This window comes from Sphingomonas sp. AC435 (assembly GCF_979253005.1).
Window position 1 is genome coordinate 128319 of the sequence record NZ_CEEDCJ010000003.1, and the last position, 19070, is coordinate 147388.

Below are 19070 nucleotides of genomic sequence, written 5' to 3' on the forward strand. Positions count from 1 at the left end.
TGCGGTGCCTACGGTCGGCGGCGGGCCGGCTGCGTGGCGGCGAGCGGCGTGACCGCGATGCGATCGATGTCGGGCGCGAAGCGGGATCGCAGCAGCACGCCGGGCCACGCCTGCGACGCGTAGCTGCGGCCGTCGAAGTTCGGCTGTTCCTCGCCCGAGAAGCGCACGCTGTTGCGACCGGCGCGCAGCGTCACCGGGACGGTCAGTTCCCACCAGTTGTTGCGGTGAAAGCTGTTGGGGAACGTCACCGGCATCGCCGCGCCGCCGTTCACCGCGATCAGCGCGCGGCGGGCGAGCGGGTCCGGGTTGTAGTGCGTGGCCTGCGACTGTTCGTCGTTCGCATAGCGAATGGTCAGCGCGTACCGCCCCGCCCGGTCGACGACGACGTCGGCGAAGGTCAGCGTGTTGCCGTTCCCCGGCTCGCCACCGATACCGACGACGGCGTGGCCGCCGATGGCGCGCGATGCCGGGGCGATCGCGGCGGAGCCGGCGATCGTCGCCGCTTCCGCTTCGTAGACGCGAGCCCCCGTCATCACCGGCTTGCCGACACGGATCCGGTCGAGCCGCGTCGTCGGCGTCGTGCCGCTGACCACCAGCTTGTTGATGCCGCCCAGCAGGAACGCCGTCGATCCGGCCGCGAGCGGCGTGCCGTTGACGGTGACGCTGGTACCTCCGCGTCCGACCGTGTCGATACCCACCGGTGTCAGTCCGTCCGAGGGGGCGTAGACCCAGAAGGTGGCCGTTGCGCCGCGAGGGAGGGCCACCGCGCCCGGCCCGGACTTGGCGAGGCCACCATAGGTCGGCGTCGTGCCTGCGAGCGAGGCGTACTCCGCCTCGTACACCGTATCCGTTGCCGCGGGATCAGACAGCGACAGCGTGACGCGGTCGATCGCTGCGTTGCCGACCGTGCGGCGTTGGCCGTCGAGGCTCCGCGTGGCGAGCGTCACGACGTGTCGCCCGCGGGTCAGCGACACCGTCGTGTCGGCATGATCCCAGACCGAGGGTTTGTAGCCGAGCGGCAGCAGCAATTCGCGCTCGCCCGCGGTCGCGCCGTCGATGCGCAGGAAGACGTTGGTCGCCCCGTGGGCGGCGACGGCAGTGTCCTTGTTGAAGCTGTTGGCGACGACGCGCAGGTCGTAGAGCCCGTCGCGCGGAACATCGACCGCGATATCGAGACGGACATCGCGATCGGTCGCGAACCCCGCCACCGAATAGCCACCGGACGTGTAGAAGCGATCGACCGCCTTGGGGGACCCTTCCGGTCCCTTGATGGTCAGGCCGGTGCCGTGCCGCGCCGCCTTTTCCGCCTCGTAATCCTGCCGCCACAGGACCGGATCGCGGGCCGCCGCGCCGCCACCGGCGGGCGACACGATCACCTCGTACGCGGACTCCTCGCGCAGAAGTGGCAGCGCGCCGCGGCCAAACGCGATAGCCAGCGAGCCGGCGGCGACCGGCATCGTCAGGTCCGCCACCACGCGCGGCGGCGGCGCATCGCCGAGCTGTCCGCTCCAGCCGATCTCCCGCACCAAGACGCGGACGTTGCGGCCGAACGTCGCCGCGGGGATGTTGGCGAGCGTCAGCGTGTTCGCGCCGTTGCCGCCGCCGAGGATGACGCGCGCCTGCTTCTTCGCCGGATCGAGCGTCGCGACACCCTGCAAGGTGTAGCTTTGACCCGGTCGTGGCGGCGTCACGGCCAGCGTGTGGCCGGTCATCCCCGCATAAGCGTTCAGCAGCCACCACTGACCGTTGCCGCGATTGGCCTGGACGGCGGAGTCGCTGAGATTGCCGTCGATGTTCCAATAGGCGATGTCGGCATCGACCTTCGCATCCTCGATCGCGGCGATCCACTGGATCATCTGGCCGGGCACGGACGTGTGGTAGTTGTACGCGTATTCGTTGATGTTGATCGGGAGGTGCTTGCCGCGGTGTCGGGTGCCGGCAAAAACCTGATCCTCCCACTGGCGATAGCGGCCGACGCTGGCGCGAACCGTGGCGGGATCGCTGAGTTCGTGCCATGTCATGACATCGGGCAGCGTGTCGGCGGCGACCGCATGGCGCAGGAAGCCGAGATTCTCGTCGAACAGGCGGCTGGTGTTCGGTCCGGCGATCCGCGCATCCGGCATCGCGGTGCGGATCATCCGGACGGCGCGATCCCATGCATCGAAGAAAACCCTGGGGTTCTTCTGCCAGCCGGTGCCGTCGCAGCTTTCCGGCCCGTCGCCGAACATGTTCCCCTCGGGCTCGTTGTAGGGCACGAAGACGATGCGGGCGCGGTATCGGGGCGCTAGCGTCTTCACCTGCTCGACCTGCGCGCGCAGTTTCTCGATGTAGCTGGTCACCGACGCGGCGCAGTCGCCGGTTTTCCACCGATAGGGGAAGTGCCGCGTGATGTCGGTCATGTAGATGTAGGTGTCGCCACCCGACGCGTCGGTCAGCAGCCGTACAACTTCCAGGGCATCGGCGCCCGGATGCTGCGGGCCGTCCTGCGCCTTGGTCGATACGGTCCGCAGTCCGATCCCTTCGACGAGGTTGGGGGAGGGCAGGCGTGCATCGTACAGGCCGTAGAGCGTGCCCGATGCGCCACCGTGATACGGGCCGGTGTCGCTGGAAAGGTCGACGGTCAGGCGACCCGCCTCTGCGCGGATCGCAGTCGGCGGGACGGTGTCCTGCGCCGGCGATGCCGTCGCGCAGAGGCTGGCCGCGCCCAGCAGGGCGGCGATCGACGCGGCGCGCTTGCGAACGGAAGGCGATGTCGGGATCATGGCGAGGCGCTTTCGGTGGAGCAGGAGGATGGCAGGCGCGATCATGCCGGGCGTCCCGCCGTCATCGCGGCGATCGTCGCACGGCTCAGCGCCAGTCGGCTGGCGGTCAGCGCCAGCAGCAGGTGGAGGATGCCGGGTACGATGGTCGACAACAGGGTGATGCCGGTCAGCGACAGCGGCGTCTGGTTGCCCGCTCCCGCCCGGTAGGACACCGCGACCAGCACCGTGCTGATGAGCACGCCGGCCAGCGCCCAGGCGAGCTTCACGAAGAACTGGTTGAACGCGAAGCTCATCCCCGACGAGCGCATCCCCGTTTTCCATTCGCCATATTGGTCGGCGAGCTGGATCAGCGTGAAATGCAGCGGCAGCGTGCAGCCCAGCACGATGCAGCAGAGGGCGACCAGCACCAGCCACAGGTTCGGCATATCGCCGGGTACGAAGAACGCCGCGAAATGGCCGGCGACCAGGATCAGGTTGACCCAGACGTACACGTCGCAGATCGCAAACCGCCGCGTGAACAGCTGGACGACGATCGATCCGATGAAGCCGCCGATCGTCGCCGTGCCGAAGAACAATGCTTGATAGGTGGCGTCGCCGTTCAGGACGTAGGTGATGAAGTACAACGCCGCGCCGCCCTTCGTATTGAAGATGCCGATCAGCAGGAGCGTCATGACGAAGGTCAGCCGCAGCTGGGTGTTCCCGAGCGTGTTGGCGACGGCGACCCGCAGCGACGCCTCTTCGGACGCGGCGGTGTCGGTGACGCGTTCGCGGACGAACAGAAAGCAGATCAGGAACAGCACGACCGCGATGGCGCTGAGGATGGCGACGCCGTCACGGTAGCCGCGCGCGATGTCCGCGCCGCCCAGATACCGGACCATGATCGGCAGCCCGACCGATACCGTGAACGACGCCACGGCCACCAGCGCGAACCGCACCGATTGACAGGATACGCCGTCCTCCGCGCTGTCGGTCATGCGGGTGATGAGCGCGCAATAGGGAACGTTGTTGAGCGAGTAGGACAGGGCGAGCAGGAAATAGGTCGCGGCCGCATAGGCGACCTTGCCGTCATAGCCGAGGTCGGGCGACTGGAAGGTCAGGAAGCAGCTGATGCCGACAGGCAGCGCGGTCCAGAGCAGATAGGGGCGGAATTTGCCCCAGCGCGTCTGGGTGCGATCGGCCATGATCCCGATCAGCGGATCGGAGATGGCGTCGAAGATGCGCAGCGAGACGAAGATGATGCCGACGACCGCAGGCGCCAGCCCGAACACGTCGGTGTAGTAGAAGGTCAGGAAGTTCGCGATCAGGCCGGTGATGATCGTGCCGCCGGCGTCGCCGAGGCCGTAACAGACCTTTTCGAAGAAGGGCACCGGCAGTCCACCAACCGCCGTGCGGCCGGGCGTGCCGTCGCCGACCGTTCCGCCGTTTTCCATCACCGCCATTCCGCCCATCTTGCCCTCCCGATCGATCGGTGCTGTCGCGCGCGCCGTACCGTGTTGATTCACTCGTCGTTCGTGTCGGCGAAGGCGTCGATCACCGCCGCGTCGGCGCGGACGAAGACCGGTATCCGGTCCAGCGCCGCGTCGCGTTCGATCGTGTCGCCGCCGTTCAGCCGGTCACCCGTCCAGGGATCGATCCAGTCGCCCTCGGGCAGATAGACAGAGCGGGCGGTCGCTCCCGCGGCCAGGATCGGCGCGACGAGGATGTCGGGTCCGAACATATATTGGTCGTCGATCGTCCAGCAGCGCGGATCGGCCGGATATTGGTAGAACATCGCTCGCATCAGCGGGTCGCCGCGTTCGTGTGCGGCCCGCATCAGATCGCCGATATAGGGTCGGAGTCGCTCGCGCAGCGCGGCATAGCGGCGCAGGATCGCGTACACGTCGTCGCCAAAGCTCCACAACTCGTTGCCAGCGCCTGTGTCGCACTGGGCGATGCCGTCGCGGAACGGCACTTCCGGGGGCGTGATCGGATCGCGGTGGCCGTGCATGCGCAGGAGCGGCGAGAAGACCGCCCACTGAAACCACCGGACGAGCAGTTGGTGGAACGCGGGGTCGTCGACATGGCCGCCGTGAAAGCCGCCGATGTCGGTCGTCCACCACGGGATACCCGCCAGCCCCATGTTCAGGCCGGCGCTGAGTTGGTTGCGCATCGAGTCGAACGAACTCTGGATGTCGCCGGACCAGACCAGCGCGCCGTAACGCTGGCTGCCCGCCCAGGCGCAACGGACGAGGCTGACGATCTCCGTCTCTCCGTCTGCCTTCAGCCCGTCGTGGAACGCCTGCGCGTAGTGCAGCGGATAGGCGTTGCCGACCTCCTGCACGTCGCCGGCATGGTAGCGATAGGTGTCGAAGTCATAGGCGCTGAATTCGGGTTCCGCCTCGTCCAGCCAGAACAGCTTGACGCCGTTGTCGCGGTAATTGCGCTTCGCGACATCCCACACGAATGCACGGGCGCCGGGATGGGTGGTGTCGATGAAGCGCGTGTTGCCCAGGAAATCCTGGTGGATGTCGATGCCGCGTTTGGTGTTCACCAGATAGCCGCGCTCGGCCATTTCGGCGTAGTTCTCGGAACGCGGATCGACCGTCGGCCAGACGGATACCATCAGCGCGGTACCCATCGCCGCAAGTTCGGCAGTCATCGCGGCGGGGTCCGGCCATTCGCGCGGATCGAACCGCCAATCGCCCTGTACCGGCCAGTGGAAGAAGTCGGCGACGATCACCGCCAGCGGGATACCGCGCCGGTGGTAGTCACGCGCGACGTCGAGCAGTTCGTCCTGCGTCCGGTACCGGAGCTTGCACTGCCAGAGCCCGGTCGCATAAACCGGCATCATCGGAACCGTGCCGGTCACCGCCGCATAGTTGTGCAGGATATCTGCCGGCGTGTCCGCTGCCGTGATCCAGTAATCGACCGCGCGAGCGGCATCGGACGTCCAGCGCATGCCGTTCGCGGCGAAGCATGCCTCGCCCACCGCCGGCGAGTTCCACAACAGTCCATAGCCGTCGCTGGAGATGACGAAGGGTACGCTGGCCTGCGAATTGCGTTGCGCGAGTTCCAGCGAGCAGCCGGCGAGGTCCAGATTGGGCTGTTGATACTGCCCCATCCCGTACAGCCGCTCGCCCGTCTTCGCCTCGAACCGGACCGTGATCCTCGACGTGCCGCCATGCAGGGGCTTGAACTCGCGACCGGAGAGGGCGAGGGCGCTGATCTTGCGCGTTTCCGGCTCGCCGATCGTCCAGTATTTCGTGACGGTGTCGCGCTGGCGCCACTTCTCCTCCAGCAATACGCGTCCATCGCCGCTCAGGAAGCGGACGCGGCCTTGCAGATCCACCTCCGCGACAATGCGGCCATTGGTGATGCGCGCGATGTTGCCGTCGCGCGCGACGACGGCAGCCGAATCGTCGGAGGGCAGCAGCGCACCGGCCGGTTGGTCATGCTGGGGATAGATCGATGCGCGCAGCCGCAGTCCGTCGCGGCCATGCGCCTCGATCCGCAACCATTCGCCGTCGTACGACCAACACACGGCGTCCGGTTCCAGCGTCAGCGTGTCCATTCCAGTCCGATCCTCAATCCCGGCGCTGTCTGTCGCAGCCTTCCGTAAACGTTTACGGACAATCGTTCCGATCGATCCTGCTGTCAACACGTACTTGCGCCGAACGCCCGATGTCGCGACGAAGCGGGATGGATATTCGCGCGCTCGCCCGTCATCTGGACCTGTCGATCGGAACGGTTTCGCGGGCGCTGAACGGCAAGAAGGACGTCAATCCGGCCACCCGAGAGCGGGTGGTCGCGGCGGCGGCGGCGCACGGTTACACGCCGAACCAGTCCGGCCGATCGCTGCGGCGGGGGCGGACGGGCTCGGTGGGTTTCATGCTGACGCTGGAGCATGACAGCGCGGCGCATGGCGATCCGTTCTTCATGGCGCTGTTCGAAGGGATCCAGGCCGGCCTTGCGGAAGCGGATATCGACCTGATCGTGCTGCTGGCGCGCGAGGGGGAGGATCAGCTCGATTTCCTGCGGCGCAACGTGTCGCGCGGCATCGCGGACGGCTGGCTGCTGTCGGCCACGCAGCGCAACGATCCGCGCATCCCGTTCCTCCTCGACAAGGATATTCCGTTCGCGACGCTGGGGCGGAGTGCATCGGGCGGAGATCAGCCGTGGATCGACCTGGACTTCGAGGGCCTCGTCGAAAACGGGCTGACCCGTTTCCTGGCCGGAGGGCACCGGCGGATCGGCCTCGTCGCGCCACCGGCGACGGTGAACAACAGTTACGTCGTGATCGCCAAATATGGCGAGACGCTGCGCGCCGCCGGGCTGGCCGTGGACGAGCAACTGATCCGGCAGGGCGCCGGTGACGAAACCGCCGGGGAACAGGCGATTGCGGCGTTGATGAGCCTGGACGATCCGCCGTCCGCCGTGCTGGTGATGGGGGAGACCGCTCCGGTCGGCGTCTATGCCGGCCTGCGCCAGCTGGGGCTGGTGCCGGGGGCGGATATCGCGGTCATTGGAGCGCGGGCGAACCCGTCGACATCCGCGTTGCAGCCGCGGCTGACATGCTTTTCGCTCGATCTGCGCGAACTGGGAATCGGGCTCGCCCGCGCGTTGCTGCCGAAGCTCGTCCGCAACGAAGCGGGCGGCGAGGACGACGGTGCGCCGCCGGTCGTCCAGACGCTGTGGCCACTGACGCTGATGCCGGGCGACAGCGAACATTCGGGCGAGATCGCGCCGGGGACGGCGATTCATGCGGGGGGCGCGGTCCTGTCAGATCGTTGAACGGCCGGAACAAATCCGTGCCGCGATCCATTTCGCACCCGGCTGATACGCAGCTTCAACAGGGGTCGAACTATGAAAAAGATGCTCATTCTGGCAGCCGCGACGGGTCTGGCCTCGCTGGCGGCGTGCAATTCGACCCCCACCGAACAGGCGGCCGACAATATCGAAGCGAACAGCGAGGCCGTTGCCGACAATCTGGAAGAGGCCGCGGACAACGCGACGACCGACGCCGCGGAAGACCGGCTGGAAAACCGGGCGGACGCGGTTCGCGACACCGGCCAGAACCAGGCGGAAGACATGCGGACCAACGATCCGGACACCAACCTGTCGAACGGCATGTGATCTGCACTCGCGGGTTTACAGGAACAGATCGGGCCGTACCCAAGCGCGGCTCGAACTGGAGGGCGCTCGACGATGTCGGGCGCCCTTTCGTGTTTGATCCTCGATGACCCCGCGCAGCAACAGGCTTCGCTCATGAGCAACGACGCACTTCGGGTGGTCGCGCCGACCACCGACGTTGGTTCGTTCCCGGACCGGCGCGCGGACAGGGCGGTCGTGGGCGATCAGGTGCGGGCGGTGACCGCAGACTGGGACCGGGCGAACGGGCCCGAAGACTTTCCCGCGGCTCGTCTCAGGGATCTCGCCCACCTGGGAGGACTGGAAGCTTTCGTCGCGCTGCCCGATGAAGCAGCGATCGCGGACTTGCTGACGGTATTGCGACGGGTCGGCGGTGCCGATCTGAGTCTGGGTCGTGTGTTCGAAGGGCATATTAATGCCGTCCAGCTTGTCGAAGCCTATGGCTCCGCTCAACAGCGCGCGACGCTGATCGAGGATCTGGTGGCGCATCGCACGTTCGCGGTGTGGAACACCGAACCGGCGCCGGGCATGACTCTGGCGGGTCACGGCGACGGGTTCGCATTGTCTGGCGCCAAGTGTTTCGCGACAGGTGCCGGCCATCTCGACCGGGCGCTCATCACCGCGACGCTGCCGGATGGCGCCAAGCAAATGGTGCTGGCGGACATCGCCGGACAACCCGACCGTGTCGACAACTCCGCATGGCAGGTCCGGGGCATGCGCGGCTCGATGAGCGGAACGTTCGATTTCGACGGTATGATCGTCTCCCGCGATGCGCTGATCGGCGATCCGGGCGATTACGAGCGCGAGCCGCGCTTTTCGGCGGGAGCATGGCGGTTCACCGCCGTCCAGCTTGGCGCGATCGAGGCGCTGCTGCGGCATTGGCGTACCCATCTGCTGGCGACGGGCAAGGGCGCCGATCCGATCCAGCGGGTCCGGTTCGGCGCGGCCGTAGCCGCCACCCGCTCTGCAAACATCTGGGTCGCGCGAGCGGCGCGCCTGGCGGAAACCGCACGACCCCAGGCGATCGCCTGCGTGATGATGACGCGCGGCATCGTCGAGGATGCGGGGTTGCAGGTCATGGAAGGCGCAGCCCGTGCGGTGGGGACGGCGTCGTTCTTCGCCGGCAGCCGGATCGACCGGATCACCCGCGATCTGGGCCTGTATCTTCGCCAGCCGGTTCCCGATCAGGCGCGCGACCGCGCCGCGGCGGCATGGATGGAGGCAGATTGCTGGGGCGACGATCCCTGGTGGTGACACCGGGACGCAGAGAATGGGCGAAGTCGTTGCGGCGGGCGCGGCCGATGTCGCCTGTCGAAGCCGTCCGAAGCGGCGGATGGCTGGTGATCGCGCCGCACCCCGACGACGAGACGCTCGGTGCGGGCGGCTTGATCGCCGCCTTGACCGGGGCCGGCGGGCATGTGTCGGTCACGTTTCTCACCGACGGTTCGGGCAGTCATGTCGAAGCCCCCGGCTGGAGCGCGCGGCGGGTGGCCGACGCGCGCGCGCACGAGGCTCTTGGCGCGTTGCGGATGCTGGGATGGCGCGGCATGCCCATGTCACTGGGGTGGCGCGATGCGGCTCCCTTTCCGGCGAATACGCCAGAGTTCGATGCCACGGTACGCCGGCTGGTCGCGCTGTGCCGCCGGCACCGCATCCGCAACATTGTCGCAAGCTGGGAGGCCGATCCGCACTGCGACCACGAAGCAGCGGCCGTGCTGGCGCGGGCGGTCGGCCGTCGCCTCCGGATCGTGCCACGCTTCTACGCAGTGTGGGCGTGGACACTTCCCGACCTCGACGCTCGCCTGAAGGCCATGCGCATCGCCGCGATGCCCGTCGCCCGCTGGCGGGGGCACCAGCGTCGTGCACTCGCCTGCCACCGCACGCAATTGGGCGGGCGCATCACCGGCGCCGCCGAACGCTTCGTGCTACCCAGGGCCATGCGACGGCTGGTCGACGCCCCCCACATGCTGTTGCTGGAGGCGCGCCATGCGTCGTGAGACGTCCATCGATTCCGAATGGTTCGAAGCGCTGTACAAGGACGGCGGCGATCCCTGGAATTTCGCCACCAGCCCCTATGAGCGGGAGAAATACGATCACACGCTGGCAAGCCTGCCCCGCGACCAGTTCGGGTCGGTGCTGGAGGTGGGATGCGCGAACGGCGTGCTGACGCAACGACTGGCGCCGCGGTGCGACCGTCTGCTGGGGGTCGATGTCTCCCCCACCGCCCTCGCGGCGGCAAAAGAGCGATGCACCGGCCTTACCAACGTCACGTTGGAGCAGCGTCGCCTGCCGGAGGAGGCACCGCCGGGTCCGTTCGATCTCATCCTGCTGTCCGAGGTCGTGTATTATTGGGATAGCGACGACCTGCTGCGTCTGGCCGAATATCTAACGGATGCCGTGCCGTCAGGTGGGCATCTGCTGCTCGTCCACTGGCTCGGCGACACAGATTACCCCAAGTCCGGCGATGCCGCGGTCGAGGAACTGCGGATTGCGCTCGCGACCAATGTCAGCGTCGTGATCGAGGAGCGGCGGGAGCAGTATCGGCTCGATCTGTGGCGTCACTGCTGACTGGCGCGCGCGGATCATCGCACCCGCGCGGTCGATTGCACCGCCAAGCGTCCGAAAGCTCAGCCGGTCTTCCGACCGGGCCTGCGCCGGGGTGAGCGCCGCCGGGAAGGCATAGGTTTCGTGAAGGGGCTCGTCCTCGCCCTGCGCGATCCACTGCGCAAAGGCATCGGCCATGCCACCGGGTGCGCGACCCTCGGTACGGCCGGAGGTGAAGACGCGGACATCAACAGGGTGGCGAACGCGCCCTCCTGCCCGGCGAACCGCATCGAAGAGCGCACGATCCTCGGCTACCGGCGGAGTCGGTGCACCGCCGATGCGGCGATACAGGTCCAGCGTCAGTGCGATGCTCGCACCGCCCTCGTAATAATGGCGTGGCCAGATGTCGTCCGACGGCGGCTCGCGATCGGCTCGCAACCAGTCCAGTGCCGTATAATAGCGACCGAGCATGTTGAGGCGACGCATCGCGTCGGTGCCGAGCGCCGCCCGTTCGGTCCGGCGGGTCAGCGCGCGGCCGGCGACCGCGTCCGCGCCGCCGGTGTGGATGTGCGACAGCGACCGGATCAGCCAGTCCGGCGCGACTTCCGTGTCCGCGTCGGTCGACATCAGGACGTCGGTGGTGTCGATGAGGTGATCTGCGGCGGCATCGAGCGCCAGCCGCCGGGCCCAGCCGGCATGACGATGCTCCCCGATCAGCGACACCGCCGACCAGTGCAGGACCGCATGGCGCAGGCGCGTCGAGCGGAGGCAGGCGACGGTGCGGTCCGTGCAGTTGTTGGCGACGGCGACGATCGCGACCGATCCCCCGAACCGCCCCGCCGCGACGTCCAAGGCGGCGAGACAGGCGGGCAGACGATCCTCTTCGTCTTTCGCCGGTAGCGCGACGGCCGCGCGGCGATGTTTAAGTCGCTGGATATTCATCCATGTTAGAAAACTTATACGGCACGACCGTTCCCGATCGTGCACAGCGGAGCGCCATCGCATGGCGACCGTGCCATTCACACATAACCGGAGCATCTAAAGCCGGAATGGTGACCCCTACGGGAATCGAACCCGTGCTTCAGCCGTGAAAGGGCCGCGTCCTAACCGCTAGACGAAGGGGCCAGCGGAGGAGGCTGCTAGGGCAAGAGAGCGGGCGCGTCAATCCGCCCAGGCGGCATCGTCGAGATGAAGTTCGGCGGCGGGGCGGCTGCCCCAGTCGTCGATCTTCGCGCGGCCCGCGAGCCAGAGGCGGCGGTGGGGGGCGCAGGCGAGCAGGGTCTGGCCGAGCGGCGTGTCGGCGGCGCGGAACGCGACGGCCTTGAACCCGCGGCCGTCGTCGCCGGTGGCGATCGCGCGGACATGGCCGTTGCCGACGATGTCGACCTTCACGAGGCGCACGGGGCCGGCGGCGACGCGCGGGGAGGGCCAGCCGGCACCGTATGGGCCGCCGGCCTCCAGCGAGCGAACGAGGTCGGGGGTGACTCCGCCGGGGGCCAGCACGGCGTCCAGCAGGAGCGCCCGATCTTCGCGGGCGCGGTCGACGGCGGCGGCGAGGCGATCGTCGAGGAAAGCGGCGAACGCGGGAATGTCTGCCTCTGCCACGGTCAGGCCGGCGGCCATCGCGTGACCGCCGCCCGCCGCGAGCAGCCCGTGTTCCTTTGCGGCCAGCACCGCCGCGCCGAGATCGACGCCGGTGATCGAGCGGCCAGAGCCTTTGCCGACGCCCGCGTCGTCCAGCGCGATGACGACGACCGGTCGGCCGAGCCGCTCCTTCAGGCGTCCGGCGACGATGCCGATAACGCCGGGATGCCAGCCGCGACCGGAGACGACGACGACGCGGGCGGATGCATCGATGAGCGTGTCGGCATGTTCCTGCACCGCCGCCTCGATCGCGCGGCGTTCCTCGTTGTAGCGGTCGAGCTCGGCAGCGAGCGCCTGCGCCTCCGCCGGATCGTCGGTGGTGAGCAGGCGCACGCCGAGATCGGCACGGCCGACGCGGCCACCGGCGTTGATGCGCGGTCCGAGCGCGAAGCCGAGATCGGTGGCGGTCGGTGCCCGCGTCAGGCGGGACGCGGAGATCAGCGCATCGAGGCCCGGATTGGCCCGCCGCGCCATCACCTTCACGCCTTGTGCGACAAAGGCGCGGTTGAGGCCGCGCAACTGCGCGACATCGGCGACGGTGCCGAGCGCGACGAGATCGAGGAGGTCGATCAGCTTCGGCTCCGCGCGATCGGCGAAATATCCGCGGGTGCGGAGTTCGCGAACGAGCGCCGCAGCGAGCAGGAAACACATGCCGACCGCCGCCAGATGCCCGTGCGCGGCCGCGTCGGCGAGCTCGTCAAGTCGGTTCGGGTTCACCAGCGCGTGCGCGTGCGGCAGCGCACTGGCGCATTTGTGGTGGTCGACGACGAGGATGTCGACGCCGTGATCGCGCGCCGCCTCCAGCGCCTCGAATGCCTGCGCGCCGCAATCGACGGTGACGATCAGCGTCGCGCCATCGGTGGCGAGCCGGACGAGCGCCGCGCCGCTTGGGCCATAGCCCTCGGTGAGGCGGTCCGGGATGTAGGCGACGGGATCGAGCCCGAGCGATCGCAGGACGCGGATCATGACGGCGGCGGACGTCGCGCCGTCGACATCATAGTCGCCGAAGATCGCCACCCGCTCACCGGCCTGAACCGCGTCGGCGAGCCGCGCGGCGGCGCGGTCCATGTCGCGGAAGATCGAGGGATCGGGCATGAAGCCGCGGATCGAGGGGGTGCGATGCGCCTCCAGAGCATCCGGCGGGCAGCCGCGCGACAGCAGCAGCTGCGTGACGAGATCGGCCTCTCCCATGCCACCGTCGCGCGCATCCGCCGCGAGGGACCGCCAGCGCCAGGGCTGGCCCAGAAACGACGCGGCAACGCCGAGGACGCTCATCGAACTGCCCGAAGAAGAGGCGAAGTGGAGGAAGTGGAGGTGCTGGCGGGGGTGAAGTTCAGGAGGCGAGGCGGAACGAAAGTTGCGACGGTCGGGGCTTGAAAGTTGGTGGTCATCGCGGTCGCTTTGCCACGGGAGGTGGGGCGTAGGACAGCGTTTGTTGGTCGTGAGAGCCTGCGGCCGATGTCCAGCGTGCACCTCGGGTTTGACAGGACGGCCCCCGATGCCCTGGGAGCCCGGCCTGTCTCCCCGCCGTGCCCGGCCGGTCGGGGCAGCTACTCCGCCGCGTATTTCAGCGGAGTAGTGCCGGAACAGGTCCGGGGTGGCGGTGTGGAGATGGAGCGGTCGGTTGCCAACCTCCCACGGTGGCGTGCCTAGGCGGCGTAGCGGGCCTCGACGGGGGTTCGCCGCAGGGGAGTCGCGGCCGTCGCGGGGGTGTCGCTGTGGATGCGGAAGCGGCGGACCTGCCGCATCAGTTCTGCGGCATCGCTGGACAACGTGCGCGCAGCGGCGTTGCTCTGCTCGACCATCGCCGCATTCTGCTGGGTGACGCTTTCCATCTCGTTGACCGCGATGTTGACCTGACCCATTCCGGAGGCCTGATGCGCGGAGGAGGTGGCGATCTGACCAGCCAGGACGCTGACCTCCTCGATCCGGCTAATGATGCTGCCGAGTGCCTTGCCCGTTTGCGCGACCAGCGAGACGCCCAGTTCGACCTGTGTCCGGCTGGCGACGATGCGCGACTTGACGTCGTTGGCGGCGTCGGCGGAGCGTTGCGCGAGGGCGCGGACCTCCGACGCGACGACCGCGAACCCGCGGCCGGCGTCGCCGGCACGGGCGGCCTCGACACCCGCGTTCAGCGCCAGCAGATTGGTCTGGAACGCGATCCCGTCGATCAGCGCGATGATCTCGCCGATTTCGCTGGAGGTGCGCTCGATCCCGCCCATCGCATCGACCGCCTGGCGGACGATGGTGCCTACCGCCTCCGCTTCCGAACGCGTGGCGTTGACGATCTTGCTGGATCGGGCGGCTCCATCGGCGGCGTCGCGCACGGTCGAGGTGATCTCGTCCATCGCCGCCGCTGTTTCCTCCAGAGAGGCCGCCTGCCGCTCGGTCCGGGCGGCGAGATCGTCCGAGGCGCGCGCGATCTCGTTGGCGCTGACGTCGATCCCCGCGGAACGATCGCTGACGGCGAGCAGGGCCGCGGACAGGTTCTGGACGGCGGCGTTGAAGTCGCGTTCGATGGTGCCATAGCCGTCAGGGAAGCCGGACAGGCGGGTGGTCAGATCGGCGTCGGCAAGCCGGCTGAGCGCCGCGCCGATGCCGCTGACCGCCGCATGCTGGTCCATGTCGCTCTTTGCCTTAGCGATCGCGGCGTCGCGAAACACCAGCACGGCCTGCGACATGCGGCCGAGCTCGTCGCCGCGATCCGTGTCCGGTACGACGACGCCATTGTCACCGGCCGCCAGCGTGGCCATCGCCGTCGTCAGGCGAACGACGGGGCGGGCGAGCTGGCGTGCCAGCAGCATCGACAAGGAAATGGCGAGCCCGAGCAGCGCAACACCGCCGGCCGCAAGGGCAATCAGGCTGGTCCGCAGCGCCGCGTCCTGCGCGCCGCGGGTATCGGCCATGACCTGCCGCGCATCGGCGCGCAAATCGCGGAGCGGGGCAAGGACGGGCACCATCGTCACCGTCTTGCTGGATGCCGACAGCTTTGCCTGCGCACCCGACCGATCGCCCGCACGCACCTGCGCGATCAGCGGATCGCCCCACCGGACACGCCATGCACGAATCCTGGCATCGGACTGCGCGACGCGGGCGCGATCCTGCGGCAGGGTCAACAGGCTGGCGAGGGTCTTGGCGGCTGCGGAGCCGTTGTCGCGTGCCTCGCGGAACTGCTTCAGATAGCCTTCATCGCCGGTGATGAGGAAACCGCGGACCTGGCTGTTCTGGCGCAGGATCGCGATTTCCATTTCCAGCGTGAGGCGGTGGATGTTCTCGCTACGGACACTACGCGCGGCGGCATCGGCGATGCTGGCATTGGCGTTGTACAGCACCGCCATCATCGCCAGCACGGCGAGCACGATGACGGAAAAGCAGGTCGCGATCTTTCGGCCGATCGGCTGGTTTGCAAACATGGAAATCCCCATCGACAGGCGGCGGGAGGCCGCGCCGATCATGGGAACCGGATAATGTCTTTCACTGTCGAAAGCGTTAATCCCTCAAGAACATCGGATTAGCGCTTGAATCGGACAGGGAGATCGGCGTCAGACCGCGTCGGCGAGCCAGCGTTCCAGGTCGTCGCTGCCACCGATGCGTTCGCCGTCGATGAAGACCTGCGGTGTGGTGTCGACGCCGTGTTCGGCCTTGAACGCGTCAACCTCTTCGCGGGTGCGCAGGATGCGGTCGTCGACCTGCCATCCCTCCGCCTGAAGCAACTGCTTGGCGCGGACGCCGAACGGGCAGGTGTGGTCGGGAAGTACCATGCGGTACAGCGTGGCCTGGCGGGCGGGTTGGTCGGTCATGGCCGCTATAGCGCTGGAAGCGCACGGCTGTTCCGCTAGATCTGTCGCAGGGCGCGTGCCGGCCGTGCGCTCATGATCGGCCACGCGCCCGCCAGCCCGATCGCGACGGTGATGCCCAGCCCGGCGACCAGCGTGACGGCGATCGCGAGCGGATCGGGCGACCATGTGAAGCCGAACATCTCCACCACGACGTACCAGGCGCCGCCGAGGCCAAGCGCGACCGCGACCGCCGCGACGACGAGGCCGAGCAGCAGATATTCGATCGCCTGTCCCGCCAGCAATTGCGCGCGGGTCGCGCCGAGCGTGCGCAGGATCACGGCGTCATAGGTGCGGGCTTCGCGAGCGGCGGCGATCGCGCCGACCAGCACGGCGATGCCGGCGGCCACCGCGACTCCGGCAGCCGCTGCGATGGCGGCGGCGACCTGCCCGACGATGTCGCGGACCTGCGCGAGCACGCCGCGCACTTCGATCACCGACACGGACGGGAACGGGGCGAGTAGAGCGCGCGTGACGGCGCCTTCGCGGCCGGTCGGAAGGTCGATCGTCGCCGCGAGGTTGTGCGGCGCGTCGGCGAGCGTGTTGGGGGAGAAGACCAGCACGAAATTGAATCCGAGCGTGTCCCAGTCGATCCGCCGCAGGGAGGCGATGCGCGCGGTGCGCTCGACGCCGAGCAGGCTGACGGACAGCGTGTCGCCGACCTTGAGCGCGAGCGACTGCGCCAGCCGCTCGTCCACCGACACGAGGGGCGGGCCGCTATAGTTGGCGGGCCACCAGCGGCCGGCGGTCAGGCGGTTGCCGTCCGGGATGGTGCGGGCATAGGTCAGCCCGCGTTCGCCGCGCAGCGCCCATGCGCCCTCGGGCAACGTCTTCAGGTCGGCGACGCGGACGTTCTTGTAGGCGGTGATCGTGCCGCGGAGGATCGGTACCGTGCGGATCGCTGCGCCGGGGGCGGCGGACTGGACGGTGCGGCGGAACTCCGCTTCGCGCGGGCGGGGCACGTCGAGCGCGAACAGGGCGGGCGCGCGGGCGGGCACGGTGGTGGCGATGTTGGCGTCGATGCTGGTGCGGATCGCCGCGAGCAGCACGAACAATGTCAGGCCGAGGCCGAGCGCGACGACCAGCGCCTCCGTCCGGGCACCGGGCCGGTGCAGCGCGGCGAGTGCGAGCCGGATCAGCGGGCGGCGCGGGCGGGGCAGGCGAGCGGCGGCGATGCGGACGAGGCGACCGAGTCCCGCCAGCAGCAGGAGCGCGCCGGCGACGGCGGCGAGTAAGGTGGCGGCGATCTGCGGCTGGTCCGACGACAGGATGGCCAGCGCGACGGCGGCAGCGCCGGCGACGATCGCGACGCCGCGCCCCCGCCACGAGGACTTGCGAAGCGGGGCGAGCGCACCCCGGAGCAGGCCGGCGGCGGGTGTGGCTCCGGCGGCGGCGAGGGGCGGCGCGGCGAAGGCGATGGCGATCAGCAGGCCATAGGCGGCTGCACGGACGAGCGGCCATGCCTCGATCGCGAAGCCGGCGGCGATCGGGAGCGTGCCGGCGAGCGCGCGGGTGAGCAGCGGCACGGCGGCGATGCCGATCGCGAGGCCGCCGATCGTGCCGACCAGCGCTGCCGCGCCGATCTCCAGCGCATGGATACGTGCGACATCGGCGGCGGTCGCGCCCAGAACCTTGAGCGTGGCGATGCTTCCGCGGCGTGCGGTCAGGAACGAGGCGACGCCGTTGCCGACGCCGATGCCGGCGATCGCGAGTGCGGCGAGGCCGACCAGCGTCAGGAACTCGCCCATGCGACCGACGAACCGCGACGCGCCGGGGGAGGCGCGGTCACGCGTCTTGACCGCCCAGCCGCCCGCCGGGAACGCGTCGCGGAAGCGCATCGTCGCGGCATCGGGGTTCCGGCCGGCGGGCAGGGCAATGCGGTAGCGGGTGTCGTAGAGGCTGCCCGGCTGCACCAGTCCGGTCGCGGCCAGCGTCGGCATGCCGACGATCGCGACGGGGCCGAGCGTGAAGCCCTCTCCCAGCCGGTCGGGTTCGTCGCCGATGATGCCGCCGACGCGCAGCGTCGCGGTGCCGATGCGCAGGGGGGCACCGCGCGTTAGGTTCAGGCGCGACGCGAGGGTGGGGGCGATCCAGACTTCGCCGCCCGACGGGGCACGGACGCTACGCCCATCGGCCAGCTTCAGGGCACCGTAGAGCGGGTAGGCGGCGTCGACCGCCTTGAGCTGGATCGGCGCGGCGTTGGTGCCGGCGACGGCGTTGGCCTGCATCCGCACGGTTTCGGACACGCGACCGAGGCGTGTCAGGGCGGCGCGTTCCTGCGTGGTGGCGAGGCGTTGCGAAGTCGCGACCTCGATATCGCCGCCGAGGATCGCGCTGCCGCGCACCGCCAGCTCACGTGCCACGGTATCGGCGAGGCCGCCGATCGCCGCCAGCGCCCCGACACCGAGAAACAGGCAGGCGACGAGCAGGCGCAGGCCGCGGAACCGCCAGTCGAGTTCGCGCCGCGCCAGCCGCCACGCAAAGGCCCAGTTGCTCAAACGACGTGTCCGTCGGCGAGCGTGACGACGCGGTCGCAGCGTTCCGCGAGGCGCGCGTCGTGGGTGATGACGACCAGGGTCGCGCCGAGCGCGGCGCGACGGTCGAACAGCAGGTCCATGATCGCATCGCCGGTCGCGGTGTCGAGATTGCCGGTCGGCTCGTCCGCGAACACCAGGGGCGGGCGGGGGCCGAGCGCGCGGGCGATCGCCACGCGCTGCTGCTCGCCGCCGGACAATTGCGTGGGATAATGGTCGAGCCGGTGGCCGAGGCCGACGGCGGCGAGTTCCGCCTCCGCGCGTGGCCACGCGTCGGCCATGCCCGCAAGCTCCATCGGCACCGCCACATTCTCCCGCGCGGTCATCGTCGGCAGCAGATGGAAGGCTTGCAGGACGATGCCGATCCGGCCTCGGCGCGCCTTTGCCAACGCATCCTCGTCGAGGCGGCCGAAGTCGAGCCCGTCGACCAGCACTTGCCCGCCGCTCGCGCGTTCCAGCCCGGTGAGCACTGCCATGAGCGAGGACTTGCCCGATCCAGATGCGCCGAGCAGCGCGACGCTTTCGCCGCGTAACACGGACAGGTCGACGCCGCGCAGGATCGCGGTTTCGCCGAGCGTCAGGGTGACATCGCGGGCATCGATCACCATAGCGGGGTCGTTCAT

The 19070-nt window shown here is 68.9% G+C and carries 13 protein-coding genes, 1 tRNA gene and 1 pseudogene; 5 read left to right on the forward strand and 10 right to left on the reverse strand.

Going from position 1 to position 19070, the window contains the following annotated elements; all coding sequences use genetic code 11:
• Positions 1–8 precede the first annotated feature (8 nt).
• Genes AC0CH8_RS06985 through AC0CH8_RS06995 form a run of 3 tightly spaced genes read right to left on the reverse strand, consistent with a single transcriptional unit; the run spans position 9 to position 6312 of the window.
• Positions 9–2807, reverse strand: a complete 2799-nt coding sequence (locus AC0CH8_RS06985) for a cellulosome protein (RefSeq protein WP_465239257.1) — start codon at positions 2805–2807, stop codon at positions 9–11.
• Positions 2804–4264, reverse strand: a complete 1461-nt coding sequence (locus AC0CH8_RS06990; protein ID WP_465239258.1) for an MFS transporter — start codon at positions 4262–4264, stop codon at positions 2804–2806. The genes AC0CH8_RS06985 and AC0CH8_RS06990 overlap by 4 nt, the downstream gene beginning before the upstream one ends.
• On the reverse strand, positions 4261–6312 hold the full coding sequence (locus AC0CH8_RS06995; RefSeq protein WP_465239259.1) for a glycoside hydrolase family 31 protein: 2052 nt from the start codon (positions 6310–6312) through the stop codon (positions 4261–4263). The genes AC0CH8_RS06990 and AC0CH8_RS06995 overlap by 4 nt, the downstream gene beginning before the upstream one ends.
• A 128-nt stretch (positions 6313–6440) precedes the next feature.
• Between AC0CH8_RS06995 and AC0CH8_RS07000 the strand changes: the two genes are divergently transcribed.
• The 5 genes from AC0CH8_RS07000 (at position 6441) to AC0CH8_RS07020 (ending at position 10457) form a co-directional block, all read left to right on the forward strand.
• Complete coding sequence (locus AC0CH8_RS07000) at positions 6441–7532, forward strand: substrate-binding domain-containing protein (protein ID WP_465239260.1); 1092 nt, start codon at positions 6441–6443, stop codon at positions 7530–7532.
• Positions 7533–7604: 72 nt separating this feature from the next.
• A complete protein-coding gene (locus AC0CH8_RS07005; RefSeq protein ID WP_204199565.1) occupies positions 7605–7874 on the forward strand; it encodes a hypothetical protein in 270 nt (89 codons plus the stop codon).
• Positions 7875–8006: 132 nt separating this feature from the next.
• Positions 8007–9143 (forward strand): acyl-CoA dehydrogenase family protein, encoded by a 1137-nt coding sequence (locus AC0CH8_RS07010; RefSeq protein ID WP_465239261.1) that lies wholly within the window; start codon positions 8007–8009, stop codon positions 9141–9143.
• Positions 9144–9190: 47 nt separating this feature from the next.
• Positions 9191–9886, forward strand: coding sequence for a PIG-L deacetylase family protein (locus AC0CH8_RS07015; RefSeq protein ID WP_465239262.1), 696 nt, complete (start codon positions 9191–9193; stop codon positions 9884–9886).
• On the forward strand, positions 9876–10457 hold the full coding sequence (locus tag AC0CH8_RS07020; protein ID WP_465239263.1) for a class I SAM-dependent DNA methyltransferase: 582 nt from the start codon (positions 9876–9878) through the stop codon (positions 10455–10457). The genes AC0CH8_RS07015 and AC0CH8_RS07020 overlap by 11 nt, the downstream gene beginning before the upstream one ends.
• 495 nt (positions 10458–10952) lie before the next feature.
• Here the strand turns inward: AC0CH8_RS07020 and AC0CH8_RS07025 are convergent.
• From AC0CH8_RS07025 to AC0CH8_RS07055, 7 genes and pseudogenes are all read right to left on the reverse strand, one after another.
• Positions 10953–11471, reverse strand: a pseudogene (locus AC0CH8_RS07025) (glycosyltransferase); the annotation flags it as partial.
• A gap of 12 nt (positions 11472–11483) precedes the next feature.
• Positions 11484–11558 (reverse strand) — tRNA-Glu (locus AC0CH8_RS07030).
• Positions 11559–11594: 36 nt separating this feature from the next.
• On the reverse strand, positions 11595–13352 hold the full coding sequence (gene recJ / locus AC0CH8_RS07035; RefSeq protein ID WP_465239264.1) for a single-stranded-DNA-specific exonuclease RecJ: 1758 nt from the start codon (positions 13350–13352) through the stop codon (positions 11595–11597).
• A 374-nt stretch (positions 13353–13726) separates the two neighbouring features.
• Positions 13727–15532 carry a methyl-accepting chemotaxis protein gene (locus AC0CH8_RS07040; RefSeq protein ID WP_465239265.1) on the reverse strand — a complete coding sequence of 602 codons (1806 nt, stop codon included), beginning with the start codon at positions 15530–15532 and terminating at the stop codon, positions 13727–13729.
• An 87-nt stretch (positions 15533–15619) separates the two neighbouring features.
• Complete coding sequence (locus AC0CH8_RS07045; protein ID WP_465239266.1) at positions 15620–15877, reverse strand: glutaredoxin domain-containing protein; 258 nt, start codon at positions 15875–15877, stop codon at positions 15620–15622.
• Between the two features lie 35 nt (positions 15878–15912).
• Entirely contained in the window at positions 15913–18411 is a 2499-nt protein-coding gene (locus AC0CH8_RS07050; RefSeq protein WP_465239267.1) for an ABC transporter permease, read from the reverse strand.
• Positions 18408–19070, reverse strand: coding sequence for an ABC transporter ATP-binding protein (locus AC0CH8_RS07055; protein ID WP_465239268.1), 663 nt, complete (start codon positions 19068–19070; stop codon positions 18408–18410). The genes AC0CH8_RS07050 and AC0CH8_RS07055 overlap by 4 nt, the downstream gene beginning before the upstream one ends.